Source organism: Arthrobacter sp. 05T444 (assembly GCF_056395905.1).
Window position 1 is genome coordinate 132,757 of sequence record NZ_JBFTKK010000001.1, and the last position, 23,884, is coordinate 156,640.

A 23,884-nucleotide genomic window follows, 5' to 3' on the forward strand; every position below is an offset into this window, starting at 1 on the left:
CGCACCTCCAAGTAGGCGTCGCGGTAGCCCCAATGGTGCGCACAAAACCTATGGAAAGCTTGGGCTTCAGTCCGGCCTCGGTGTTGCGTTTTTGGACCCGGCGATGCCAACACCCGACGGCTCAGCGGCCCGAGGACCCGTGCAGGCGCAGGTGCAGAAGGCTAGGCGGAGTTCCTGCGGGACCCGGCCTCAGGGAGCTGGGAGGGAGCCGGTACGCCGTGGTCCACAGGGCATTCGGCCGTGGCCTTGGCGGCAGGCTGTTCCACGGCGATGCCGTAGAGGGTTTCCAGTGCGGCAACGTAATCGTCCTGCTGACCTTTGGCCGCAAGCTCCCGTGCCCTGACGGTGGGGACGTGGAGCAGTTGCTTCACCATACGCCGCAGGGCGAATTCGACTTCCTCAGCGGCCGCGGTGCAGCCGTGACGGGCGCGGACCTTTTCCATTTCCGCGTCCAGCACGTTCATGGTGTGGCGGCGCAGGGCCACGATGGCCGAGTCCACGGACCGGACCTCGCGTTCCTGTTCAAATGCTTCGGCGGCGCCGGAAACGATGCTGCTGGCCTGAGTCAGGGACTCGGCCTGTTCCTGGGGAGCTGCCAGGCGTACGGATTCCAGCGTTAGGAGCTCAACGCCGTCGAGCTCTCCCACCGCGGGATCAAAATCGTGGGTGAGTGCCAGGTCGATGGCGATCAGGGGCCGGGTGGATCCGGCACGGACCTCGTTGAGCTCCGCTGCCTCCACCCTGGTGTCCGAACCGCTGCAGCCGATCATGACGTCGGCGGCGGCGACGGCGGGGCGCAGGGTGTCGCCGTCGAGCGCGGTACCGCCGCGCGTTGCCACGAAAGTGGCCGCGCGGCCTGAGGATGAAAAGACGGAGATGTCGCTGCAGCCGCGTTCCCGCAGCAGCGCCATGGTGGCGCCCGCATAGGCGCCCGTGCCGAACACCACGACTTTCTTGGTGGACCAGTCGGCGTCTTCGGAGAGGTCAGTCGCGAGGTCGAGGGCCACCGAGACGATGGAGAGGCCCCTGGACCCGAGCGCCGTCTGTGCACCGACGTCCTTTGCCGTTTTGGACGCTGCCTGGAAGAGCCGGACCAGGCCGGAGCTGGCGGTGCCCTCATGCTGCGCGGTAATCAGCGCCCGCCTGACCTGACCGGCAATTTCCCGTTCTCCGACGACCGCGGAGTCAAGGCCCGAACTGACGGCAAAAAGGTGCTGGCTGACTTCCGGGCCGGTCCGTGTGCTGAAGGAACGGGACACGAGCTGTTCGCTGAGTCCGCTCATCTCGCTGATCTGTCCCACCAGGGCGGCCCGCGCGGCTTCGACGTCATCCGCGTGCGGAGCTTCGCCATAGATCTCGTAGCGATTGCAGGTGGCAAGGACAACCGCACCCGTCACTGCCGGCGATCCGGCGAGGGAGGATGTAGCGATGCCTGAAGAACCGTTGCTTAGCTGAGCAACGGTTTCGAGGTCGATGTCGGCGTGTGTAGCCACCAATGAAAAAAGAACCACAGCAGGACAATCATAGCTTTTTCGCAACCACGTAGAACAACCCCTGGCCGCAATGCCCGGTCCAACAGCCTGTGATTCCTGCCACGCGGGCTAATTCCGGCCAGGGGATGACAGGCTGTCGTTATCTTTTAGTGGCGATTTTCGGCACAATCAAAGGCATGACTTCTAGCGCTGCAACATCAGATGGCACGGTTCTTGATGCAGGCCATCCGCTCGTGGACGGGCGCACTTCCGACTCGCCCCTCATCACCGCCTACCGCGGCGGGAAGCCGAGCCGCCGGCCGGTGTGGTTCATGCGCCAGGCAGGGCGGTCCCTGCCCGAATACCTGAAGGTACGCGAAGGCGTGGCCATGCTGGACTCGTGCCTGCGCCCTGAGCTTGCCTCCGAGATCACGCTGCAGCCTGTGCGCCGCCACGATGTCGATGCGGCGATCTTCTTCTCGGACATCGTCATCCCGCTCAAGCTGGCCGGCGTGGGAGTGGACATCGTCCCGGGCGTCGGCCCGGTCCTGGACAAACCGGTCCGCACCGCCGCCGATGTCGCCGCTCTGCCCAAGCTCACGTGGGAGGCGCTGGAGCCGATCCGGGAGGCCGTCCGGCTCACCGTGGCACAGCTTGGCAAGACGCCGCTGATCGGGTTTGCCGGAGCGCCATTCACCCTGGCCGCTTACATGGTGGAGGGCAAGCCCTCACGCGACCACCTCGGCCCGCGCACGATGATGCACGCGGACCCGGAAACCTGGACGGCGCTGGCCAACTGGGCAGCCGACGCCTCGGGCATGTTCCTGCGCGCCCAGTTGGAGGCCGGCGCCTCTGCGGGACAGCTGTTCGATTCCTGGGCGGGATCCCTGGGCCTCGCGGACTACACCAGGTCCGTGGCTCCGGCCTCGGCGCGCGCCCTCGACCACGTCCGGCACCTGGGCGCACCGCTGATCCACTTCGGCACCGGAACGTCGGAACTGCTGGTGGCCATGCGCGACGTCGGCGTGGACGTGGTGGGGGTCGATTACCGACTGCCGCTTGACGAAGCGAACCGCCGGCTGGGCGGCACCGTGCCGCTCCAGGGCAACATCGATCCGGCGCTCCTGTCCGCCCCGTGGGAGGTGCTCGAAGCACATGTCCGGGAAGTCATCGCGTCCGGCGCCTCGGCGCCGGGCCATGTCCTGAACCTCGGCCACGGCGTGCCGCCGGAAACGGACCCGGACGTGCTGACGCGCGTCGTCGAACTTATCCACTCCATCGCCCCGGAGTAAAGCGATGGGTGCGGGCAGCTCTCCTGTTGCCGGACGGACGGCCCTGGTGGTGGGCGGCGGCATCTCCGGTCTCCTCGCAGCCCGGGAACTGGCGCAGGCCGGACTGGACACCACGCTGCTCGAAGCCACGGACTCGTGGGGCGGCTGCGTCGGCCGCCATGAGGTCGCCGGCCTGGACCTGGACAGCGGCGCCGAGTCGTTCGCCACGCGCTCCAGCGCCGTGGCCGATCTGGCGACGGAGCTGGGCCTGACCAAAGACATTGTTGCCCCGCATCCCGGCGGTGCCTGGGTGCAGCTGCCGGACGGCCCGCGTGAGCTTCCCAAGACGGGTGTGCTGGGCATTCCGGCGAACCCGTGGGACCCCGAAGTGCGCCGGTCCCTCGGGCTCGGCGGTTCGCTCCGCGCCTCGCTTGACAGGTTCCTGCCCGCGTCCGTGGGCACCACAGCCGATGTCGCGAGTGTCTCCTCGCTGGTCCGCGCCCGGATGGGGCGGCGTGTCCTGACCCGCCTGGTAGAGCCCGTGGTGGGCGGCGTGCACTCGGCTGATCCGGGACTCCTGGACGTGGACATGGTGGCTCCCGGGCTCCGCGCCGGGATCACCCGGCACGGTTCGCTGGCCGCCGCGGTGGCGGCCCAGCGCCGCCGGCCCGCCGAGGGGGCAGCGGCAGCCAAGGCAGGCTCTGCCGTCGCCGGGCTGAGGGGCGGCATGCACACCCTGGTATCAGCCCTCGTGGCCGATCTACGCCGCCGCGGCGTGGGGCTTGTGACCGGCGCCCGGGCCGACTCGGCGGCGCGGACCCCGGACGGCTGGCGGATCCGTACCAGCGGAACCGGGACTCCGGAAGACGGGGCCAACGGACAAACGTACGACGCCGGTGTGCTGGTGATCGCGCTGGACGGTCCTGCCGCCGTCGGGCTTCTTGAGGACGCCGTGCCGGCCCTGGCCGGCCACCAGCCCGGCCCCGGCCCGGAAGTCAAACTGGTAACACTTGTTGTGGATCTCCCTGAGCTGGACCGGCGTCCGCGCGGAACCGGCATCCTGGTGGCTCCGCAGACCCCCGGCATCCGCGCCAAGGCGCTCACCCATGCCACAGCGAAGTGGGACTGGCTGGCGGCGGCGGCCGGCCCGGGCAGGCATGTCCTGAGGCTGTCGTATGGCCGCCGCGACAGCGCCGCTCCGGCCGCCGACACGCCGGAATTGAGCGCCGACGCGGCGCTGCTTGAGCAGGCAATGCGCGACGCGTCCGCCCTGCTGACCGTGCCCGTTAGTGCGGACAGCCTCGTGGACTGGGATGTCGTGTCATGGGCCGGCGCGCTGCCTTTTGCCGCGGTCGGGCACCGGCAGCGGGTTGCCGAGGTCCGCAGGATCTGCGCCGGCAGCGACGGACTGCTGCTGGTGGGCGGATGGCTCGCCGGAAACGGGCTGGCCGCAGTGGTGGCGGACACCCGCAAACAGTTGCAAGACGTCCTCCACTAGCCTGTTTTTCCGCCCGGAGCCGGTGATGAACGGGCCCGTTCCGGCCGGTGCACGGCGCGGGCCAGGCTGCTGTACGACCGCCCGCGATACCTGCTGGCGGCCCTGACCGCAAGTTTTTCCCGGCGGCGATTTGTGTCTAGGGTCGATGACTATGGTCAATCAGAAGTCCGATAATTTTCGTACGCTGACTGGTTTCCATGGGGGACTTCGGCGCGGCACTGCAGCAGCTGCGCTCGGAGCGGTACTGGTCTTGTCCGCAGGTGTTCCTGCATCCCACGCTGTTAGCCTCGGGTCTCTCACAGACACGGAAGAAGGCGGCACCTCAAGCCCGGCTCCGGCCGGCACGAGGGTCAGCGCCACGGTCAGTGGCGACTTGGTCTCCGGAGACTCGGGCCCTGGTGACTCGGGCTCCGGCGGTACGGGCCTCGAGGCCTGGGCCGCGGCAGCATTGGCGGGGCGATCGGACCCGCCGGCTCCGACACCCGCCCTTTCGCCGTCATTCTCCCCGCCAGTGTCCCCGGTTCCGACGCCCACCGTGCCGCAACGGGCAGTGCCGACGCCGACCGTGCCGACGCTGTCCCCAGTGCCGTCGGTGCCCACATCGCCCGAGCCGTCGCTGTCGCCTTCCACGACGCCGTCGCCGGCTGCGCCGCTCCCTTCGCCGTCCGCTACGGCTTCCGCGCCGTCTTCCTCGCCTTCACAGGCTCCCGCCGGCACGGCTACGCCACCCGGGACTTCGGCAAGTGCTCCCACGGAGGCGTCTTCGCCGGCGTCGACTGGCTCCGGGGCCGCCCCCGCAGCCGGAGCCCCGGCGCAGGGCCCCGCGCTGCCGTCATCCGGGGTGGGTCCGCAGGACGCGGCGGCTCCGGCATCCGGATCGTCAACTTCCGCGAAGACGCGTTCCCTGGCGGAGGCAATCGGCAGGCCCGCTGCGGCGTTGGGCGCCCACGGGCTCGGCGCTACCGGGACAGCCTCCGGAGTGTGGGGGGCGGCAGAACTGTCCGGCCCGATGAACATGGCGACCATAGACTCCCGCTACACAGCGCATGCGCCGTCCGAAAGCGCAGTTCTTGGCGTTTCGCAGGGCAGCGCTGCCTGGCCGCTGGTCTGGGCAGGAGCCGGGCTCGTGGTCCTCGCCGGTGCCGCCGGCCTCGTCGCTTTGAGAATTCGCAGGCCCCTGTGACAGCAGGATGCTGTGAAATAAGCCACTTCTACACGCCGTAGAAGTGGAGTTTTTCGACTTGGGAGCATGAAAGGGGCAGGATGGTATCCATGAGCCACACTCCTGCCGAATCTGTCACCAAAGCCGAAGAAACAGCCGAGCAGTTCTTCACCCTCTGGACCGTATTCAAGCGCTCCGCAGACGTCCTCCGCACCGCTGATGCTGCCGAAGATTTCGACGCCCTCGTGGCGCGCCTGGCAGAGGGCGGGGTGACCCACCGCGGAAGCTACGATGTCTCCGCCATGCGCGCCGACGCCGACATCATGGTCTGGCTGCACGGGCCCAAACCTGAGGCGCTGCAGCAGGCCATCCGGGACATCCGCCGCAGCAAGCTGTTTGCCGGAACGGAAATAGTGTGGTCCGCCATGGGTGTCCACCGCGAGGCTGAGTTCGCCAAGAACCACACGCCGGCCTACTCCCGCGGCGTGGCACCGGCCGAATGGCTCTGCGTGTACCCCTTCGTCCGGTCCTACGAGTGGTATCTCCTGCCGGAGGATGAGCGCGGCCAGATGTTGCGGGACCACGGACTGTTGGGCCGCGACTTCCCGCAGGTTATTTCCAACACCGTGTCTTCGTTCGCGCTCGGCGACTGGGAGTGGATCCTCGGCCTGGAGGCTCCCGACCTCGTGGACCTCGTGGATCTCATGCGCCACCTGCGCTCTACCGAGGCCCGCAACCACGTCCGCGAGGAAATCCCCTTCTACACCGGCCGCCGGATCACTGCCGGGGAGATTGCCGAGGTCCTGGCATGAGTCCGCTGGGTCCCCAGGAATCCGCCGTTGCCGTGAACGCGGTGACGGAAGCCGGCCGGATGGCGCCCAAGGATTACGACGCCGTTCTCCTCGCCTCGTTCGGCGGCCCGGAAGGCCAGGAAGACGTCATCCCGTTCCTGCGGAATGTCACCCGCGGGCGCGGGATCCCGGATGAGCGGCTGGAAGAGGTGTCGCACCACTACCGTGCCAACGGCGGCGTCAGCCCGATCAACCAGCAGAACCGCGAACTGAAGGCGGCGCTGGAAGCGGAGCTGGCGGCCAGGGGCATCGGGATGCCGGTGCTCTGGGGCAACCGCAACTGGGACCCCTACATCCCGCAGACCCTGCAGGACGCCTACGACGCCGGCCACCGCAAGCTGCTCATGGTCACCACCAGCGCCTACTCCTGTTACTCCAGCTGCCGCCAGTACCGCGAGGACATCGGCATGGCACTGACCGAGACGGGCCTCGATGGCAAGCTCGAAGTGGACAAGGTGCGCCAGTACTTCGACCACCCCGGCTTCGTGGAACCCTTCATCGAAGGCACGGCCGCCGGAATCGCCGACGTCCGGTCCCAGCTGGAAGCAGCCGGAACCTCCGGGGCCCCCATCCATGTTCTCTTCGCCACGCACTCCATCCCGACGCGTGACGCTGATGCTGCCGGACGTTCGGTGGACGAACCCCGCGAGTTTGCCGAGGGCTCGGCCTACGTCGCCCAGCACCTGGCCGCCGGAACCGAGGTCATGCGCCGCGTCGAAGACGAATCCGGCCTTTCCGCACCGTGGTCCCTGGTGTACCAGTCGCGCTCCGGCGCCCCCCATGTGCCCTGGCTCGAACCAGACATCAATGACGCCATTGAGGACCTGGCCAAGCAGGGAGTCAAAGGCATCGTGATCGTTCCGCTCGGGTTCGTCAGCGACCACATGGAAGTGGTGTGGGACCTCGATACGGAAGCCATGCAGACCTGCAGCAACCTCGGGCTCGCCGCAACCCGCGTTCCCACGCCGGGGACCCACCACCGTTTTGTATCAGGCCTTGTGGACCTCATCTGCGAACGCACCGCGGCGAACAACATCGCGGACCGCCCTGCGGCGACACCGCTCGGGCCCTGGTACGACGTCTGCCGTCCCGGGTGCTGCGCAAATTTCCGCGGCGAAAAGCCAACCATCGCCGGTGCCGATACCACTGTGGGCACCGGCCACGACCCCCATCCTTCAGCGAGGCAGGACGCGCAGTGACTGTACGGATCGGCACCCGGGCCAGCAAACTGGCCCTCACCCAGACACAGCAGACCGCTGACCTGCTGGCCGCCGTCGGGGGTTTCCCCGTGGAGCTTGTCCACGTCAGGACCGAGGGCGACGTCCTTAAGGGTTCGCTGTCACAGATGGGCGGCACCGGTGTCTTCGTGGCCGCACTCCGGGACTCCCTGCTCCGCAACGAGTGCGACGTCGCCGTGCATTCCCTCAAAGACCTGCCCACGGGCCCGGCGGAAGGGCTGACCCTCGCCGCGACTCCGCGCCGCGTGGATGTCCGGGACGTCCTGTGCTCCCGCGACGGATTCAAGCTGGCTGATCTCCCCAAGGGCGCCCGGGTGGGCACCGGCTCGCCCCGCCGGGCCGCCCAGCTCCGTGCGGTCCGCCCTGACCTGGACATCGTGGACATCCGCGGCAACGTGGACACCCGCCTTGGGCGCGTTCCGGGCCTCCCCGGAAACGCCACCGACGCCGTAGTGGACGGAAAATCCTGTGATCTCGATGCCGTGATACTGGCCGCTGCGGGCCTGGAGCGCATCAGCCGGCTGGACACCGTAACCGAATACCTGGAGACGGACATCATGTTGCCGGCCGCGGGGCAGGGTTCCCTTGCCATCGAATGCCGCACAGCCGATGCCCCCCGAAAAGCAGGTTCCACCGAGGGTTCGCAAGGCGTTCTCGCACAGGCACTGGCGGCCCTCGACGACAAAGACACCCGGCTTGCCGTCACCGCGGAGCGTGCGCTGCTGGCCCGGCTCGAGGCAGGCTGCGCCGCCCCCGTGGGCGCCTACGCCTACCGCAAGGGCAGCATGCTCCACCTCGAAGCAGTGGTCTGCGCCGTCGACGGTACGGCTTCAGTGCGCGACAAGCGGGCCACGGACGGACTGACCGAAGTTGGCGCGACGCTGCTCGGCATCGAACTGGCGGAAGTCCTCCTGGCCGCAGGGGCTGCGGACATCGCGGACCTGACAGCGTCCTGACCGGCCGGCGGGGACCACTTTATGGAACGAAGCGGCGAAGGTCCGGCGATCGGCTCTGCCCGGAACCAGGACGCGCAGCGCCCCGAAGAAGAGTTTCCTGAAACGCGAGAGTTCTCTGAAACGCGGCGCCCGCTGGCGGGCGACGGCGTACTGATCACCCGGAGCCCGGAACGCGCCGGCGCCCTTGCAGCACAGCTTCGGCTGGCCGGTGCAGAGCCGCTGCTGTTGCCGCTGACGGACTTCGAACGCGCTGCGGACCAGGCGGCCCTGGACGATGCCTTCGATGGCCTGGGCGCAGGCGACTTTGACTGGCTCGTGGTCAGCAGCGCCACCAGCGTCCTGGCGCTGGAGGACAAGGCGGCCGAAAGAAACGTGGCCTTGCGTCGGTGGATACCGTCGGGAACGCGGGTGGCCGCGGTGGGACCGTCCAGCCGAAGCGCACTGGAGGCCGCCGGGATCGCCGTGCACTTCGTCCCCCAACACGAACAGTCCGGGGCTGGTCTTGCCGGGGAATGGCCCGGGGGGCCGGCCAGGGTGCTGCTGCCGCAGGCCGATATCGCAGCTCCCACGCTTGCCCGCGGACTCAAGGCACAAGGCGCGGATGTGCGGACGGTGGTGGCCTACCACACGGTGGACTACCCGGCGGGGCCGGGCCGCCGCCTTGCCGCGGACCGAACGTCGGCCGGCGGCGGTGCGGACTCCGACGGCGGCTCATTCCTGGTGACTCCGGCGGAAGCAAAAGCCCGCATGGCCGACGGCGGGATTGCCGCCGTCGTCGCGGCTTCGCCGAGTGCCGCCCGCCGCATCCACGCGGCGCTTTCACCCTTGGGAGCCTGCCGCTTCGTTGCCATCGGGAAGACAACCGCGGCGGAAGCTGAGGCCCTGGGCCTGACCGTTGCTGCCACGGCAGGCGAGTCCACCCCTGAAGGGCTTGTGACGGCGGTCATCCGGGCCCTCCATCCCGAAGCCGGCACGACCCCAGACATCCATTCGTCAGCAGCAGGCTCCCAGTGAAGGACAGGACATGAGTTTTCCGAACCACCGCCCCCGGCGGCTCCGCACCACTCCCGCGATGCGCAGGCTCACTGCCGAGAACAGGCTTGCCCCCGCAGAGCTGATCCTCCCCGCGTTCATCCGCGAGGGCCTCGCCGAACCCCGTTCGATCGCGTCCATGCCGGGCGTGGTTCAGCACACCACCGAAACCCTTAGGCGTGCCGCCGCAGAGGCCGTGGAGCTGGGCGTGGGCGGAATCATGCTGTTCGGCATTCCGGAGGTTCGCGACGCCGAAGGAACCGCATCGCTGGATCCGGACGGTGTCCTGAACAAGGCCATCCGCGATGTGCGGGCCGAGGTGGGCGACGACCTGGTGATCATGAGCGACGTCTGCCTGGACGAATTTACCGACCACGGCCACTGCGGCGTCCTGGACAGCGACGGCTACGTGGACAACGACGCCACGCTGGAGATCTACGCCAAGATGGCCGTGGCCCAGGCCGACGCCGGCGCCCACGTGCTGGGCCCCTCCGGAATGATGGACGGCCAGATCGGCGTCATCCGCCAGGCCCTTGAGGACGCCGGACACGTCAACACCGCCGTTGTGGCCTACGCCGCCAAATACGCCTCCGCCTTTTACGGCCCGTTCCGGGAGGCCGTCGATTCGCAGCTGAAGGGCGACCGCCGGACCTACCAGATGGACGCCGCCAACCGGCGCGAGGCCATCCAGGAAGTGGAACTGGACCTCGCTGAGGGGGCCGACATGGTGATGGTCAAGCCCGCCATGAGCTACCTCGACATCCTGAGGGACGTCGCGGAAATGAGCCCCGTGCCGGTTGCTGCGTACCAGATCTCGGGGGAGTACGCCATGATCGAGGCGGCAGCGGCGAACGGCTGGATCGACCGGCGGGCCGCCATCACGGAGTCCGTCCTGGGCATCCGGCGCGCCGGCGCCAACATGGTCCTGACCTACTGGGCGAGCGAGCTGGCTGGCTGGCTGAAGGAATCCAGATGAGCGAAACTCCGGTGAGTTCGCCCGCTCCGGCCGGCCCCACTGAACCGGTCGGGCCAACCCGGATCCTCCTGGGGCTCAACACCTTCGGTGATGTAGGGACGGGGCCGGACGGAAGCCCGGTGCCGCATGCCCAGGTCCTGCGGCAACTGCTGGAACAGGCGGAGCTGGCAGACGCCGTCGGACTTCACGCCTTTGGCGTGGGGGAGCACCACCGCAAAGACTTTGCAGTATCCGCCCCGGAGGTCTTCCTCGCCGCAGCGGCCGCACGGACCCAACAGATCCGGCTCGGTTCGGCTGTCACCGTGCTCAGCTCCGACGATCCCATCCGGGTTTTCCAGCGGTTCTCCACCGTTGACGCGCTTTCCAACGGACGGGCGGAAGTGATGCTGGGACGGGGCTCGTTCATCGAATCCTTCCCGCTCTTCGGGCTCGACCTCGCGGACTACGAGGTCCTCTTCGAGGAAAAACTCGAGCTGTTCCACAAAGTCCGCGCGCAGGAACCCGTCCACTGGGAAGGGCGCACCCGGCCGGCCCTGAGCGGGCTGAGCGTATATCCGCATCTGGAGCACCACCTCCTGCCTGCCTGGATCGGGGTGGGCGGCACCCCCGAATCCGTGCTCCGCTGCGCCGAATACGGATACCCCATCATTTTCGCGATCATCGGCGGCGAGCCGCGCTCCTTTGCGCCGCTGGCCAATCTTTACCGGGAGGCCATGGCGAAGTACGGCCATCCCCTGCAGCAGGTTGCCACGCATTCGCCCGGGCACGTTGCGCCCACAGACGGGGAAGCGCGGGAGGAGTTTTTCCCGCTCTGGCTCGAACTTCGGAACCGGATCGGCTCGGAGCGTGGCTGGGGCCCCGGCAGCCGCGCCGAGTTCGACGCGATGTGCACACCCGAGGGCGCCCTCTACGTTGGCTCGCCCGAGACCGTGGCACAAAAGATCGTCCGGCTCAAGCACAACCTTGGGGCGGACCGCTTCGATCTCAAATACAGCAGCGGATCGCTGCCTCATGCCGCCATGATGCGCTCCATCGAGCTGCTCGGAACGGTTGTGGCACCCCGCGTCAACGAACTCCTGAAAGAATAGGACGCATGACTTCCAGCATGCCTCGCAACGAGGAACTCTTCGACCGCGCCCGCCAGCTGATGCCGGGCGGAGTCAATTCCCCGGTCCGGGCCTTCGGCTCCGTGGGCGGCACTCCGCGGTTCATGGTCTCGGCCAAGGGTCCGTACCTGACGGACGCCGACGGCAACGAATACGTTGACCTGGTCTGCTCCTGGGGTCCGGCACTGCTGGGCCACGCCCACCCGGCCGTCCTCGAAGCGGTCCACGCAGCCGTGGACCGCGGGCTGTCCTTTGGCGCGTCCACCCCGGACGAGGCCAACCTGGCGGCGATCGTCAAGGAACGCGTTTCCGCCGTGGAGCGGCTCCGCATGGTGTCCACCGGCACGGAGGCCACCATGACCGCCGTCCGGCTTGCCCGGGGTTTCACCGGCCGAAACCTCGTGATCAAGTTCGCCGGCTGCTACCACGGCCACCTCGACGGCCTGCTGGCCTCGGCCGGTTCGGGCGTTGCCACCCTGGCCCTTCCCGGGTCGGCAGGGGTCACCGCAGCCACGGCTGCCGAAACCCTGGTGCTCCCGTACAACGACCTCGGAGCGGTCGAGGCCGCGTTCGCCGAGCACGGCCCCAACATCGCCGCCGTCATCACCGAAGCCGCGCCCGCCAACATGGGAGTCGTCACCCCCGGTGACGGCTTCAATGCGGGGCTGTCGCGCATCACGGCCGCCCACGGCGCTCTGCTGATCGTCGATGAGGTCCTCACCGGGTTCCGCACGGGCTACTCCGGCTACTGGGGCCTGACCGGCGGGGCCGCAGAGTCCACCGAAAAGTGGACCCCGGACCTGCTGACCTTCGGAAAGGTGATCGGCGGCGGCATGCCGACGGCGGCACTCGGCGGACGCGCCGACGTCATGGACTACCTCGCCCCGCTCGGCCCGGTCTACCAGGCCGGCACACTGTCCGGCAATCCGGTGGCCATGGCCGCCGGCGTTGCCACCCTCACGCACGCCACCCGTGAGGTCTACTCGTTCATCGACGCCCGCTCGCTGGAGCTCTCCTCGGCCCTCTCATCCGCCTTGGACGCGGCCGGCGTGGACCACTCCATCCAGCGCGCTGGGAACCTGTTCTCGGTGGCGTTCGGCACCTCGCAGCACGGCGTCCACAACTACAGCGACGCCCAGAAGCAGGATGTGTTCCGCTACGCGCCCTTCTTCCACTCCATGCTGGACTCGGGCGTGTACCTCCCGCCATCGGTATTTGAGGCCTGGTTCCTCTCGGCAGCGCACGACGACGCCGCCATGAACCGAATTTTCGAAGCCCTGCCTGCCGCCGCGAAGGCGGCCGCCGCCGCCAAGGCCTGACCCGCCGTCGTCCTCCCGGGCGCGGGTTATCACCGCCCGTGCCGGAAACGGAAAATCCCCGGTCCGAGGACCGGGGATTTTCTGCATCCTTGCCCTCCGGGCATGAACGGTAATGCGACCTTGGCTACGACCTTAGAGAACGTCGGACAGGAAGCCCTGCAGCCGCTCGGTGCGGGGACCGGTGAAGATCTGTTCCGGCGGGCCGGATTCCACCACAACGCCGCCGTCCATGAAGGTGACGGTGTCCGAGACGTTCCGCGAGAAGCCCATTTCGTGGGTCACCACCACCATGGTCATCCCGCCCTTGGCCAGATCGGCCATCAGGGCCAGGACGCCCTTGACGAGCTCGGGGTCCAGGGCCGACGTCGCTTCATCGAAGAACATCACCTCCGGCTTCATGGCCAGCGCGCGTGCGATCGCCACGCGCTGCTGCTGGCCTCCCGAGAGGTTGGCCGGTCGCGAGTCCGCTTTGTGCTTGAGCCCCACGAGGTCCAGCTGTTCCAGGGCCTCGGCGCGCGCCTGGTCCTTGGGCAGCTTCCGCAGCTTTCGCAGCGCGAGAGCCACGTTCTCCACGACGGTCTTGTGCGGAAAGAGGTTGAACTGCTGGAAGACCATGCCGATGCGCTGGCGGAGCTCGTCCGGGTTGTCTTTCAGCACGGAGCGCCCGTCCAGCAGGATGTCACCCTGGTCCGGTTCGATCAGCCGGTTCATGACCCGCAAAAGGGTGGACTTTCCGGAACCGGACGGGCCGATGACCGACGCAGTCGTTCCAGTTTCCACGTGCAGGTCGATGCCCCGAAGCACATGGTTGCTGCCGAAGGAGAGGTGCAGGTTCTTGCCAGTCAGTGAACCGGACGCGAATTCGCTCATGGCTGCGCTCCCTTCCCAATCAGTGCTGCGGCGTCGTCCGGCTGTTTCTTTTCCGGCCGTCCGGTGCGCAGACGGTTGTCGATGTAGTTGACCAGGTGCGTCAGCGGGATGGTCAACAGGAGGTAAAGCAACGCCGCGGCTACCAGCGGGGACAGGTTCCCAGAGTTTGCCGTGGCGTCGTTGCCGATGCGGAAGATTTCCCGCTGCGACGCAAGCAGGCCCAGGAAGTAAATCAGGGACGAGTCCTTGATCAGCGCGATGAACTGGTTGACCAGCGCCGGCAGGACGCGGCGGATGCCCTGCGGCACCACCACGAGCCGCATGGACGATCCGTAGCTGAACCCCAGTGCCCGGGACGCCTCCAGCTGGCCTTTCTCCACGCTCTGGATTCCGGACCGGAAGATCTCCCCGATGTACGCCGCTGCCATCAGGGACAGAGCCATGATGCCCAGCGGGTAGGGATTGCTGCTGCCGGTGATGTCTTTCACCACCGGGCCGAGCCCGATACTGATGATCAGGATGGTGACGACAGCAGGCAGGCCCCGGAAAATGTCCGTGTAAACCCGTGAAATCCAGCGCAGCACGGCATTGCGGGCGATGGCCATAATGGCCAGGAGCATGCCGAGAACGCAGCCGATGATGCCGGACAAAACGGCCAGGATCAGCGTGTTGGGAAGGCCAACCGTCAACAGGGAGGGGATGACCTGGGCCATCGCCTCCCAGTTGAAAAAGGTGTCAAGAAACTGGACGAAATCCATAGGCTAGGAGGCCGGGAGTGCGGAAGCCTTGCTGCCCGGCTTCCAGTTCTTGGGGGTTTCACGGTCCGGGTACCACTGCTTGGCCAGCTTGGACCAGGTACCATCGGCGACCACGGCGTCGAGGGCCGAGTTGAGCGCGTCGGTCAGCGCCTGGTTCTTGCTGTTCACCGCGTAGGCCGTGAAGTTCTGGGTGTTGATGGTCTTCTCGACGATGGCGGTGCCGTCGCCGCTCTTGACCTGGCCGTCAGCCTGCTGGGAAGGGGCTACCCAAGCATCCACCTGGCCGTTCTTCACGTTGGCGTAGGCGGTGTTGTAATCGGGGAAACGGACCGGCTCGATCTTGAGCGTGTTGGTGACGTAATCGTCCTGCACGGTGCCCTGGACGACGGCGACGCGCTGGTCGCTGCTGACGTCCTTGAAGCCCTTGATCTTGGAGTCGGTCTTGGCAACGACTGCCATGTAGCCGAAGTCGTAGCCGTTGGTGAACCCAACGGATTCGCGGCGCTTGTCCGTGGTGGAGATCGAGGAGGATCCGACGTCGAACTTCTTGTTCTGAACCTGGGCCAGCAGGGCGGAGAAATCGGTGGCCGCGAACTCCACCTTCAGTCCGAGCTTGGCGGCCATCGCCTTGAGCAGTTCGTTGTCGAATCCGGTGAAGTTGCCGGACTTGTCGATGAAGATGTTCGGCGGGGCATCCGAAAGCGTGCCGACGCTGAGTGTTCCTTCGCTGAGAAGGCCGAGCTTGGACTTGTCGATCTTGTCCAAGGCGGTGACGTCCTTGGTGGTGTACTTGTCCAGCGAGGTCTGATCGCTGCCTGCAAGGGCATCGGTCGGCGACCCGCTGGGCGCAGCGGCGCCGCCGCCGCATGCGGCCAGGGAGACGGCCACGGCAATTGCCACGGGAACGCTGGTCAGCCACTTCATAGCTTTGATTTTCATCAAGCAATCACTTTCATAGAGATTTCACGAGGATTTGGGGGCGGTCCAGTCGCGCAGTCAGCGCGAAGACGACTGCCATAGCAGAGCCGGACCGCAAAACTTAATCATCTCACCACCCGCTGAATAGGGGCTGAGCCGAATTAATCGCGAGGAAATATCTCTATTGCTGAATCTAATTCAGATGCGCGGTGCGGCGTAAGTGCTTCCTTTGCAAATGAAGCCCGTTTGCGGAATCTGGACCAGTTCCTTTTGTGTCGGTGGCGGCATTCCTCTGCGTGTGAGTTGCGTCGCAGACCTCAGAAGTCGCCCCGGCTGGCGTCTTCAGGGGGCAGGACAGGCCAGTCTCCCTCGATCACCGCGGCCGGCTTGGTCTTGCGGAGATATTGCTGGAAATCCGCCGCCTGGCTGACGGCCCAATCCATCTGGAGCTGGTGCAACTGGCTGGCGGGCAGCTTCAGCTTGGGGAACTTGCCGGCCATCGCATCCAGCATGCGGAGAGTCGCCAAGGCATCCGCGGCAGAGGTATGGGCGTTTTCGAGGTCCACGCCGTACTCGTCGCACAGTGCCGTCAGCGTCCTCTTGCCTTTGCGGTAACGGTCCACCTGCTTATTCATGATGTACGGGTCGAGGACCGGAAACCTGCTTAGCTGCGGGACGCCGTACCGGGCCGATTCGGCGGCAAGGACCGTGAAGTCGTAGCTGGCGTTGAAAGCGATCACCGGCACTCCGGCGTCGAAGAGCTCCTGAAGTACCGCTGCGAGTTCCCGGGTGACTTCCGCTGCCGGCCGGCCATTGCTGCGTGCGTGCTCGGTGGTGATCCCGTGGATGTCACTCGCTTCCGTGGGAATCTCGACGCCGGGGTCCGCCAGCCACTCATGTTCCTGGATCACGCCTCCGGAGGCGTCCACCACGGTCACGGAGGCCGTCACGATTCGTGCGGCGCGGGAATTACGGCCGGTGGTTTCGAGGTCGAAGGCGGCCCGGGGGAGGGTGTTCCAAGTGCTCATGGCTACACGCTACCGGCTGGCACCGACAGTTTCGGACCGTGTCGCGGGCTCCGCCGGAACTGGCGTCGGGCTGCTGCGCGGGTCACTTGCGGGGTTCGGCCGGGAGGCAGAGCGGCCGATAGTCTGAAGCCATGCGGACGGAGTATGTGGAGGCGGTGCTGGCGGTCGTCGGGCTCATCCCCGCCGGCTCGGCCGTTGCCTACGGGGACGTTGCTGAATTGCTCGGATCCGGCGGCCCGCGCCAGATCGGCGCTGTCATGAGCCACCACGGAAACGCCGTGCCATGGTGGCGGGTCCTCAAGGCCAGCGGGCAGGCGCCGGAGGGCCTCGAGTCCCAAGCCCTCCAGTTCTATCTCCGCGAGGGAACCCCGTTGCGCGGCGACTTCCTCCGGTTCGCAAGGACAGGGGACGGCCGCTGGCGCGTGGACCTGGCTGCGGCACGGTGGGCGCCTTCGGATTCAGAGTTCGACGCCCTGGACGTGATCGCCGAGGGCCTGGAGGCGTCGCTGCATAAATTGTCAGTCGCGGATGATGGAATGTCTGAGTGACCGTAACCATCCAGCAGACCGCACCCTTCCCCGAGCCGGGGGCGCGTTGGGAAACCCCCGCGACCGCCCCGCAGCTGGCCGGGACCGGTCTCCGGCTCCTGCCGCCGCGCCAGATCCACAGTGCCGTTCCGGTCCTATCCGAGGACCAGCTGGCCGCGGTCGAGGTGGCGCCAGGCTCCGGTCCCGTGCTGGTCCCTGGCGGGCCCGGCACGGGAAAATCGACCGTTCTCATAGAAGCGGCGGTCCGCAGGGTAGAGATGAACGGAACGGATCCGGAGCGGGTGCTAATTCTGGCGCCTGGCAGGCTGGCCGCGGACACCCTGCGTGACCGCTTCACGGCTCGGCTGAACCGCAGCCTAAGTACCACTCCCGCCCGAACCTGGGCGTCCTATGCATTCGATCTCATCAGGCGCGCCAAGGCGGAAGGTATCCTGCCGTTGCCCCGTGCCCCGCGGCTGCTGTCCGGTCCGGAACAGGACCTGATCATCAAGGAACTGCTGGAAGGCCACGCCCTGCCCGGCCTGGGACTGCCGTGGCCCGCCGATCTTGATGCTGCGCTGCCCACCAGAGGCTTCCGGCAGGAAGTGCGGCAGCTCTTCGACCGGATCATTGAATCCGGGCGAACCCCCGAGGACCTTGAGAATCTGGGGCGCGAGTGCGGCCGGCCGGACTGGATCGCGGCCGCTGCACTGTACGCCGAATACCGGGATGTCCTGGACCTCCGCATGCCCGAGGCTTTTGACCCTGCCGGGATCATCACGGCGGCCCGGCAGCTGTTCCAGGATTTTCCCGATTTTCTGGCCGCGGAGCGGGAACGCCTCCAGCTGATCCTTGTTGACGATGTTCAGGAAGCCAACCCGGCGGTCTTTGAGCTGTTGGCAGATATTGCCAGCGGCAAGGACGTCTACGTCACGTCCTCCCCGGACACCGTTGTCCAGGGGTTCAGGGGGGCGCGGCCTGACCTTGTTGCGGAGCTTCCGCGCCTCCTGGCAGGCGCTGACGAAGGGAGGCAGGCATTGGAGAAGCCGCTCCGCCACGCGCACCGGCACAAGCCCGCCGTGGCGAGGGCGTGGCTGGGCGTCGCGGACCGGATCTCCCTTCGGGCAGGTGGGCAGCTCGCCCGGCGCCTTGATGAACTCGACGGCGACAGCGGCACCGGTGTGGAGGCGGCCGCCCGGGACGGCGAGGATTTCGATGGAACGGTGGAGGCACATCTGCTGCCGTCGGCGGTCCATGAGCTGCGGTACGTGGCGCAAAGGATCCTTGAAGCCCAGATAAACGACGGCCGCGACTTGGCGGAGATGGCCGTGATTGTCCGCAACGGCGGCCAGCTCAGTCAGCTCCAGCGCTATCTGTCCGGTCAGGGCATTCCCGTACGGATTCCCGTGGCGGAGTCCGCCGTCCGCGACGAAGTCGCTGTGCGTCCGTTGCTTGACGCTTATGCCGTGGCCCTTGATTCTGACCTCCTGACTCCGGAGTCCGCCGTGTCGCTGCTGACCTCACGAATCGGGGGCGCAACGTCGCTTGAGCTGCGCAGGCTCCGCCAGTCCTTGCGCCGGGAGGAAATCCTGGGCGGCGGCGGACGCTCCAGCGACTCGCTGCTCGTTGAGGCCCTAGGGGAGCCCGGGGCGCTCGCGTCACTGGGGATCGAGGGGCGGTCAGCACGTCGCGTCGCGAAGATGATCCAGGCGGGCCGGAGGGCCGCTGCCGAGGCCGGGGCGAACGCCGAGACTGTTCTGTGGGCGCTGTGGAACTCCACTGGTCTTGCGGCAGCCTGGACGGCAGCGGCTCTGTCCGGCGGACTCGTCGGGGCGCGGGCTGACCGTGACTTGGACGCGATGATGGCGCTGTTCCACACCGCCGAACGCTATGTCGATCAGATGCCGGGTTCGGGCCCGGAGCAGTTCCTTGAGTACCTGCTCAACCAGGAATTGCCCATGGACACGCTGGCGGCGCGGGCGCAGGTTGACGACGCCGTGGAGCTGATGACCCCTGCCAGCGCTGCAGGCCGGGAGTGGCCGCTGGTCATCGTGGCAGGACTTCAGGAAGGCGTGTGGCCGAACACCCGGCTCCGCGGCGAACTGCTGGGCAGCACGCTGTTCGCCGACGCCGTGGAACACGGCGTGGAACACGCGCTCCAGCTCGGCCCGCTGAGCCGGCTCCGGGAGATCCGGTACGACGAACTCCGCAGTTTCTCGACGGCGGTATCGCGGGCCAGGGAAGTACTGATCTGTACGGCCGTGGCGTCGGAAGATGAACAGCCCTCCTCATTTCTGGATTACGTCGCTCCGCTGCGCCCCGGCCAGGACTCGAGGGGGTTCACTCCTGTGGAACGGCCTTTGACGCTCCGTGCCCTTGTGGCCGAATTGCGCCAGTACGCACAGCTCGACGGCAGGTTCGCTGCCGAATCTGAGGAAGCAGTCCGTGTCCTGGGCCGCCTCGCGACCGCGGATCCTCCCGTTCCCGGGGCACACCCCGACACCTGGTGGGGGCTGGCGCCCCTGACATCCGACGATCGTATTGTGCCGCCCGGGGGCACGGTGTACGTTTCGCCCTCAAAGGTTGAGACTGTTCAGAAATCGCCGCTGGACTGGTTTATCCAGGCGGCGGGCGGAGAGGCTGCCACCGATTTCGCCCGGAGCCTGGGCACCTTGGTGCATTCGATCGCCCAGGATCTTCCTGAGGGCTCCGGCTCCGAATATCTCGCAGAGCTCGTCCGGCGCTGGCCCGCCCTGGGGATGAAAGACAACTGGGAAGGGCGGCTGGACTTTCAGCGGGCGGAATCCATGGTGCGGAAACTTGCGCAGTACATCCTGGTGATGCGCAGCGAAGGCAGACAGCTCGTCGGCGTGGAGCAGGACTTCGAGGTGCAGCTGAGCCAGGCCGGAGCCGAACCCCAGACAGATGCCGGCGCCGACCGGACTGCCCGTTCCGCCGTCCTGCGCGGCCAGGTGGATCGGCTGGAAATCGACTGCCATGGCCGGCTCGTGATCGTTGACCTCAAGACGGGCAAAAGGCAGCCCGGCAAAGCCGAGCTCGGCCGGCATCCCCAGCTTGGCGCCTATCAGGCGGCGGTGCTGGCGGGGGGATTCGAGGGCCCAGGCATTACCGCCGATGCCCAGCCGGGCGGTGCCGTACTCGCCCAGCTGGGCACCACGTCCAAGAGTCCCGGTGTCCAGCACCAGGATCCGCTGGATCCGCAGGACAACTGGGCACTGGACATGGTGAAGGGCGCTGCCGAGGTCATGTCCGGCCGTGAATTCGAAGCCAGACACGATCCTTCCAAGGGCAGCTTTGGCGGTCATGGCTGTCGGCTTCCGGAAGTCTGTCCGCTGTGCGCACGGGGAAAGCAGGTCACAGAATGAGTCACACCGCAGACCTCCCCGCAGCCATGTTCAGCCCCGAAGAACTGTCCGCCCTGCTGGGGGAGAAGAACCTGCCCACAGCAGAACAATCGGCCATTATCTCGTCGCCGCTGACCCCCAGACTGGTCATTGCCGGTGCCGGCTCCGGAAAGACCGCCACCATGGCTGACCGAGTCGTCTGGCTGGTCGCCAATGGCTGGGTCAAACCAGAAGAAGTCCTCGGCGTCACGTTCACCAGGAAAGCGGCCGGTGAACTGGCAAGCCGTATCCGGGCAAAGCTTGGCGCCCTGCATCGGATCGCGGCAGCGGATGCCGGGCACACGCTGTTCCCTGCCGGGCTCCTGAGCGCCGATGCCCTGGAGCCCAAGGTGTCCACCTATCACTCGTTCGCCAGCGGCATCGTCTCGGACTACGGCCTCCGTCTCGGCATCGAGCGCGATGTCGTGCTGCTGGGCGGGGCCCAGGCCTGGCAGTTGGCAAGCGAGGTCGTCGAGACGTTCGACGGCGAATACTCCCATTTCCGAGTGGCCAAGTCCACGCTGGTCCAGGCCGTAATCCAGCTCGCCGGCGAGTGTGCAGAGCACCTCCGTGATCCGGGCGAGGTTCAGGCCTGGCTCATGGAGCGGCTCGCCGCGTTCGAGGGCCTTCCCTACGTGGCAGAGGCGAAGAAGAACCCGAGCCAGGCGGCCCTCGATCTCGGCGCGATGCTGCGGACAAGGGCCAGTGTGGCCGATCTTGTAGGTCGCTACTCCGAGGCCAAAAGAGCACGCGGCGCCTTGGATTTCGGCGATCTCGTTGCTTTGGCGGCGAGGGTGTCCCGGGAGATCCCCCTCGCGGCCGATATGGAACGCCAGCGATACAAAGTGGTGCTGTTGGACGAATTCCAAGACACTTCGCACGCGCAATTGGTCCTCTTTTCCAGGCTGTTCGGAGACGGGCACGCCGTCACCGCCGTGGGAGACCCCAACCAGTCCATCTACGGCTTCCGCGGCGCTTCAGCGGGTCAGCTGTTCCACTTCGTCAGCGAGTTCCCCGTCAAAGTGGCTGAGGAGTCAGGCTCGCCCCGGTTTAGCCCAGCCCCAACCTCCTACCTGACCACCGCGTGGCGGAACGGCCGGAACATTCTCGAGGCGGCCAACGTCATCTCCGCGCCATTGAGCGCTGCAGCAGCGGCGGCGGGACCTGCGGGTCAGCGGAAGTCGGCGGCCGCTGTTGAAGTGCCGCCGCTGCAGCCCAGCCCGGTGGCGGTCAAGGGCCGTGTAGTCATGGGACGGTTTGCCACGGATGAAGAGGAGGCGGCGGCGATTGCCCGGGACCTCCTGAAGTTTCGGGTGACCGATTTCGAGGATCAGTCCGCTGGCGCACCAGTTCCGCCCGCTATGGCAGTGCTGTGCCGCCGGCGTGCCCAAATGGAGTGCATCAGGCGGGAACTCGAAGCCAACGGTATCCCGTATGAAATCGTGGGACTCGGCGGACTGCTGGACACTCCGGAGATCGTGGACCTCGTCTCCACGCTCCGTGTCCTTGCTGATCCTGGCCGGTCGGATTCCCTGATGCGGCTGCTGGCCGGCGCGCGATGGCGAATCGGTCCTGCGGACCTTATGGCGTTCCGTGACTGGTCGTCCTTCCTCGCGCGTCGGCGCGGGCAGAGTGCGGCCGATGCTGCCATTGCCGAGGAGGGCCCCTCCGGCGATGTTGTCGTCGAGGGGGACCTCACAGACGCCGCCAGCCTGGTGGAAGCCTTGGACTGGCTGCCCAAGGAGGGTTGGACTTCGGCGCAGGGGCGAACGCTGACGGTGCCGGCACTGGACCGTCTGCACAGGCTGGCCACGGAGCTGCGGCAGCTGCGCGGACTCATAGGGGACGACCTCACGACCCTCCTGGGCGAGGTGGAACGGGCCATGCTGCTGGATATTGAGGTCGCAGCCCGGCCCGGGTTCAGCATCCATCAGGCCCGGAGGAACCTGGACGCCTTTCAGGACGCGGCGGCGGGTTTTCTTCAGACGTCGCAACGTGTGGATGTCCTCGCCTTCCTCTCCTGGCTTGAAGCCGCGGCGGTTGAGGAGGGCGGCCTTGATGTGCCGCCGTCCGACGTTAACCATGAAGCGGTCCAGCTCTTGACGGTGCACGCTTCAAAGGGACTCGAATGGGATGTGGTCTTTGTCCCGGGGCTGAACTCCGGGGCGTTCCCGAGCAGCCGCGATTCACGGTGGAGCAGCGGCTCGGCGGCACTTCCCTGGCCCCTCCGCGGCGACCGGGCAGACCTGCCCCAGTGGGATCTGGACCAGCCTGACCAGAAAGGATGGCTGGACGCCGAGAAGGACTTCAAGGCTGCCGTCCAAACACACGGGGAAGCAGAAGAACGGCGGCTCGCTTACGTTGCGTATACGCGGGCCAAGCACGTGCTGTGGGTTTCCAGCGCCGCCTGGGTCGGTGCCCGGGCGGGAATGGCTGAGATGTCACCATTCCTCGCGGAGCTGGCGCCGCTGGCCGGAGTCGGCGGGAAATCCGGCTCCGTTCCGGCAGGAGTCTCGGCGGGCGAAGTCCACCCTGATTCGGTGGACGAGGAATCCCTGCCAGACAAAAGTCCCCTCACCCAGGACCTTGAGGTGGCCGTATGGCCGTACGACCCCCTGGAGGGGCCTGTCGATCCGCGCACCGGGAGGCGGCTCCGGCTTGTCCCGGGAAGGCGGGCGGCAATGGACCACGCCGCTGAACGGCTGCTACAGGAAATAGCCGCCACCCGTCTCAGAACACTGCAAGGCGCGGAGCCCGAATTGGAGCCGCCGCGCGGGCACGTGTCCGCGCTCCGGCCTCAAGCTGCGAACTGGTCCAGGGAAGCTTCCCGGCTCCTTGAGCGCCGGTCCCGCCGGGCGCGCAGCCGCGACGTCCACCTGCCCGGACACATTTCCGCTTCCACCCTCGTTGACCTGGAGGAAGACGCCGGAGCGGTGCTGCAACGGCTCCGGAGACCCATCCCCCGGGAACCCGGGATGTCCGCCCGGAAGGGCACGGCATTTCATGCTTGGGTGGAAGAATACTTCGGAACGGCCGGCATGCTGGACATCGATGAAGCCCCCGGATCCGATAACCACATTGACGAGGCCTATGGCCTGGAGGACATGGTGGCTACGTTCAGGGAATCCGAATGGGCGCACCGCTCGCCCGCCCACGTCGAGGTGCCGGTCGAAACCCGGGTGGGCGACGTTGTGGTCCGCGGCCGGATCGATGCCGTGTTCCGGGACGCCGACGGCGGCTGGGACCTCGTTGACTGGAAGACCGGACGCCGCCCGTCAGCGGGGCAGCTGAAGACGAAGAGCGTTCAGCTCGCGGTCTATCGGCTGGCCTGGGCAAGACTGAAGGGCGTCCCAGTCGACGAGGTGCGGGCTGCCTTCTATTACGTGGCGGACAACCAGGTTGTGCGCCCCCATGACCTCGCCTCTGCCGGTGAGCTCGAGTCAATTGTCACAGCGGCCCTGGCGGTTCCAGAGCCCTAGGCAGCTGAGGGATCCCGGA

General features: G+C 67.1%; 19 protein-coding genes. 13 read left to right on the top strand and 6 right to left on the bottom strand.

All coding sequences use genetic code 11. The features are described from left to right. Nucleotides 1-161 precede the first annotated feature (161 nt). Nucleotides 162-1,511, bottom strand: a complete 1,350-nt coding sequence (locus tag AC1DD3_RS00640) for a glutamyl-tRNA reductase (protein WP_230119081.1) — start codon at nt 1,509-1,511, stop codon at nt 162-164. A 158-nt stretch (nt 1,512-1,669) separates the two neighbouring features. Here AC1DD3_RS00640 and hemE point away from each other — a divergent pair, with 158 nt between their 5' ends. Beyond that, nucleotides 1,670-2,764 carry a uroporphyrinogen decarboxylase gene (gene hemE / locus AC1DD3_RS00645; protein WP_230119082.1) on the top strand — a complete coding sequence of 365 codons (1,095 nt, stop codon included), beginning with the start codon at nt 1,670-1,672 and terminating at the stop codon, nt 2,762-2,764. A 4-nt stretch (nt 2,765-2,768) separates the two neighbouring features. Next, the gene (hemG, locus tag AC1DD3_RS00650) at nt 2,769-4,241 is read left to right on the top strand and encodes a protoporphyrinogen oxidase (RefSeq protein ID WP_476880748.1); all 1,473 of its coding nucleotides are present in this window, start codon (nt 2,769-2,771) and stop codon (nt 4,239-4,241) included. Between the two features lie 159 nt (nt 4,242-4,400). On the opposite strand, the gene AC1DD3_RS00655 is transcribed toward hemG, so the two are convergent. Next, nucleotides 4,401-5,267: a hypothetical protein gene (locus AC1DD3_RS00655; protein ID WP_476880749.1), complete on the bottom strand. Its 867-nt coding sequence runs from the start codon at nt 5,265-5,267 to the stop codon at nt 4,401-4,403. Between AC1DD3_RS00655 and AC1DD3_RS00660 the strand changes: the two genes are divergently transcribed. The 8 genes from AC1DD3_RS00660 to hemL all read left to right on the top strand — a co-directional run bounded on the left by AC1DD3_RS00660 (nt 5,257) and on the right by hemL (nt 12,881). Further along, nucleotides 5,257-5,424 carry a hypothetical protein gene (locus AC1DD3_RS00660; RefSeq protein WP_230119085.1) on the top strand — a complete coding sequence of 56 codons (168 nt, stop codon included), beginning with the start codon at nt 5,257-5,259 and terminating at the stop codon, nt 5,422-5,424. The two genes, AC1DD3_RS00655 and AC1DD3_RS00660, sit on opposite strands and share 11 nt — an antisense overlap. Before the next feature lie 89 nt (nt 5,425-5,513). Continuing rightward, nucleotides 5,514-6,215 (top strand): hydrogen peroxide-dependent heme synthase, encoded by a 702-nt coding sequence (gene hemQ / locus AC1DD3_RS00665; protein WP_230119086.1) that lies wholly within the window; start codon nt 5,514-5,516, stop codon nt 6,213-6,215. Further along, a complete protein-coding gene (locus AC1DD3_RS00670) occupies nt 6,212-7,453 on the top strand; it encodes a ferrochelatase (protein ID WP_476880750.1) in 1,242 nt (413 codons plus the stop codon). The genes hemQ and AC1DD3_RS00670 overlap by 4 nt, the downstream gene beginning before the upstream one ends. Next, nucleotides 7,450-8,448, top strand: a complete 999-nt coding sequence (hemC, locus tag AC1DD3_RS00675) for a hydroxymethylbilane synthase (RefSeq protein WP_230119088.1) — start codon at nt 7,450-7,452, stop codon at nt 8,446-8,448. Before AC1DD3_RS00670 ends, hemC begins: the two co-directional genes overlap by 4 nt. Nucleotides 8,449-8,469: 21 nt before the next feature. Beyond that, nucleotides 8,470-9,462, top strand: a complete 993-nt coding sequence (locus tag AC1DD3_RS00680; RefSeq protein ID WP_476880751.1) for a uroporphyrinogen-III synthase — start codon at nt 8,470-8,472, stop codon at nt 9,460-9,462. Between the two features lie 10 nt (nt 9,463-9,472). Continuing rightward, nucleotides 9,473-10,456 carry a porphobilinogen synthase gene (gene hemB / locus AC1DD3_RS00685; RefSeq protein WP_476880752.1) on the top strand — a complete coding sequence of 328 codons (984 nt, stop codon included), beginning with the start codon at nt 9,473-9,475 and terminating at the stop codon, nt 10,454-10,456. Then, nucleotides 10,453-11,544, top strand: coding sequence for an LLM class flavin-dependent oxidoreductase (locus AC1DD3_RS00690; protein WP_476880753.1), 1,092 nt, complete (start codon nt 10,453-10,455; stop codon nt 11,542-11,544). The genes hemB and AC1DD3_RS00690 overlap by 4 nt, the downstream gene beginning before the upstream one ends. Before the next feature lie 5 nt (nt 11,545-11,549). After that, nucleotides 11,550-12,881: a glutamate-1-semialdehyde 2,1-aminomutase gene (hemL, locus tag AC1DD3_RS00695; protein ID WP_230119092.1), complete on the top strand. Its 1,332-nt coding sequence runs from the start codon at nt 11,550-11,552 to the stop codon at nt 12,879-12,881. Nucleotides 12,882-13,013: 132 nt separating this feature from the next. Here the strand turns inward: hemL and AC1DD3_RS00700 are convergent, their stop codons facing one another. The 4 genes from AC1DD3_RS00700 to AC1DD3_RS00715 form a co-directional block, all read right to left on the bottom strand. Beyond that, on the bottom strand, nt 13,014-13,751 hold the full coding sequence (locus AC1DD3_RS00700; RefSeq protein ID WP_230119093.1) for an amino acid ABC transporter ATP-binding protein: 738 nt from the start codon (nt 13,749-13,751) through the stop codon (nt 13,014-13,016). Beyond that, nucleotides 13,748-14,509 (bottom strand): amino acid ABC transporter permease, encoded by a 762-nt coding sequence (locus AC1DD3_RS00705; protein WP_476880754.1) that lies wholly within the window; start codon nt 14,507-14,509, stop codon nt 13,748-13,750. Before AC1DD3_RS00705 ends, AC1DD3_RS00700 begins: the two co-directional genes overlap by 4 nt. A 3-nt stretch (nt 14,510-14,512) precedes the next feature. Then, nucleotides 14,513-15,448, bottom strand: a complete 936-nt coding sequence (locus tag AC1DD3_RS00710; protein WP_230119095.1) for an ABC transporter substrate-binding protein — start codon at nt 15,446-15,448, stop codon at nt 14,513-14,515. A 296-nt stretch (nt 15,449-15,744) separates the two neighbouring features. Further along, on the bottom strand, nt 15,745-16,455 hold the full coding sequence (locus AC1DD3_RS00715; RefSeq protein WP_230119096.1) for a 3'-5' exonuclease: 711 nt from the start codon (nt 16,453-16,455) through the stop codon (nt 15,745-15,747). A gap of 131 nt (nt 16,456-16,586) precedes the next feature. Between AC1DD3_RS00715 and AC1DD3_RS00720 the strand changes: the two genes are divergently transcribed. The 3 genes from AC1DD3_RS00720 to AC1DD3_RS00730 are packed head-to-tail and all read left to right on the top strand — an operon-like array spanning nt 16,587 to nt 23,865. Next, complete coding sequence (locus tag AC1DD3_RS00720; protein ID WP_476874584.1) at nt 16,587-17,003, top strand: MGMT family protein; 417 nt, start codon at nt 16,587-16,589, stop codon at nt 17,001-17,003. Next, nucleotides 17,000-20,368, top strand: coding sequence for an ATP-dependent helicase (locus AC1DD3_RS00725; protein WP_476874585.1), 3,369 nt, complete (start codon nt 17,000-17,002; stop codon nt 20,366-20,368). The genes AC1DD3_RS00720 and AC1DD3_RS00725 overlap by 4 nt, the downstream gene beginning before the upstream one ends. Further along, nucleotides 20,365-23,865, top strand: a complete 3,501-nt coding sequence (locus tag AC1DD3_RS00730) for an ATP-dependent helicase (RefSeq protein WP_230119098.1) — start codon at nt 20,365-20,367, stop codon at nt 23,863-23,865. The genes AC1DD3_RS00725 and AC1DD3_RS00730 overlap by 4 nt, the downstream gene beginning before the upstream one ends. Nucleotides 23,866-23,884 lie beyond the last annotated feature (19 nt).

Excerpts from the sequence above, each read along its gene's own strand:
- AC1DD3_RS00700 (WP_230119093.1), bottom strand. The coding sequence starts at position 13,751 with ATGAGCGAATTCGCGTCCGGTTCACTGACTGGCAAGAACCTGCACCTC.
- AC1DD3_RS00660 (WP_230119085.1), top strand. The coding sequence starts at position 5,257 with ATGGCGACCATAGACTCCCGCTACACAGCGCATGCGCCGTCCGAAAGC.
- AC1DD3_RS00670 (WP_476880750.1), top strand. The coding sequence starts at position 6,212 with ATGAGTCCGCTGGGTCCCCAGGAATCCGCCGTTGCCGTGAACGCGGTG.
- AC1DD3_RS00705 (WP_476880754.1), bottom strand. The coding sequence starts at position 14,509 with ATGGATTTCGTCCAGTTTCTTGACACCTTTTTCAACTGGGAGGCGATG.
- AC1DD3_RS00680 (WP_476880751.1), top strand. The coding sequence starts at position 8,470 with ATGGAACGAAGCGGCGAAGGTCCGGCGATCGGCTCTGCCCGGAACCAG.
- hemL (WP_230119092.1), top strand. The coding sequence starts at position 11,550 with ATGACTTCCAGCATGCCTCGCAACGAGGAACTCTTCGACCGCGCCCGC.
- AC1DD3_RS00655 (WP_476880749.1), bottom strand. The coding sequence starts at position 5,267 with ATGGTCGCCATGTTCATCGGGCCGGACAGTTCTGCCGCCCCCCACACT.
- AC1DD3_RS00690 (WP_476880753.1), top strand. The coding sequence starts at position 10,453 with ATGAGCGAAACTCCGGTGAGTTCGCCCGCTCCGGCCGGCCCCACTGAA.
- hemB (WP_476880752.1), top strand. The coding sequence starts at position 9,473 with ATGAGTTTTCCGAACCACCGCCCCCGGCGGCTCCGCACCACTCCCGCG.
- hemE (WP_230119082.1), top strand. The coding sequence starts at position 1,670 with ATGACTTCTAGCGCTGCAACATCAGATGGCACGGTTCTTGATGCAGGC.
- AC1DD3_RS00710 (WP_230119095.1), bottom strand. The coding sequence starts at position 15,448 with ATGAAAATCAAAGCTATGAAGTGGCTGACCAGCGTTCCCGTGGCAATT.
- hemG (WP_476880748.1), top strand. The coding sequence starts at position 2,769 with ATGGGTGCGGGCAGCTCTCCTGTTGCCGGACGGACGGCCCTGGTGGTG.
- AC1DD3_RS00730 (WP_230119098.1), top strand. The coding sequence starts at position 20,365 with ATGAGTCACACCGCAGACCTCCCCGCAGCCATGTTCAGCCCCGAAGAA.
- AC1DD3_RS00715 (WP_230119096.1), bottom strand. The coding sequence starts at position 16,455 with ATGAGCACTTGGAACACCCTCCCCCGGGCCGCCTTCGACCTCGAAACC.
- AC1DD3_RS00720 (WP_476874584.1), top strand. The coding sequence starts at position 16,587 with ATGCGGACGGAGTATGTGGAGGCGGTGCTGGCGGTCGTCGGGCTCATC.
- hemQ (WP_230119086.1), top strand. The coding sequence starts at position 5,514 with ATGAGCCACACTCCTGCCGAATCTGTCACCAAAGCCGAAGAAACAGCC.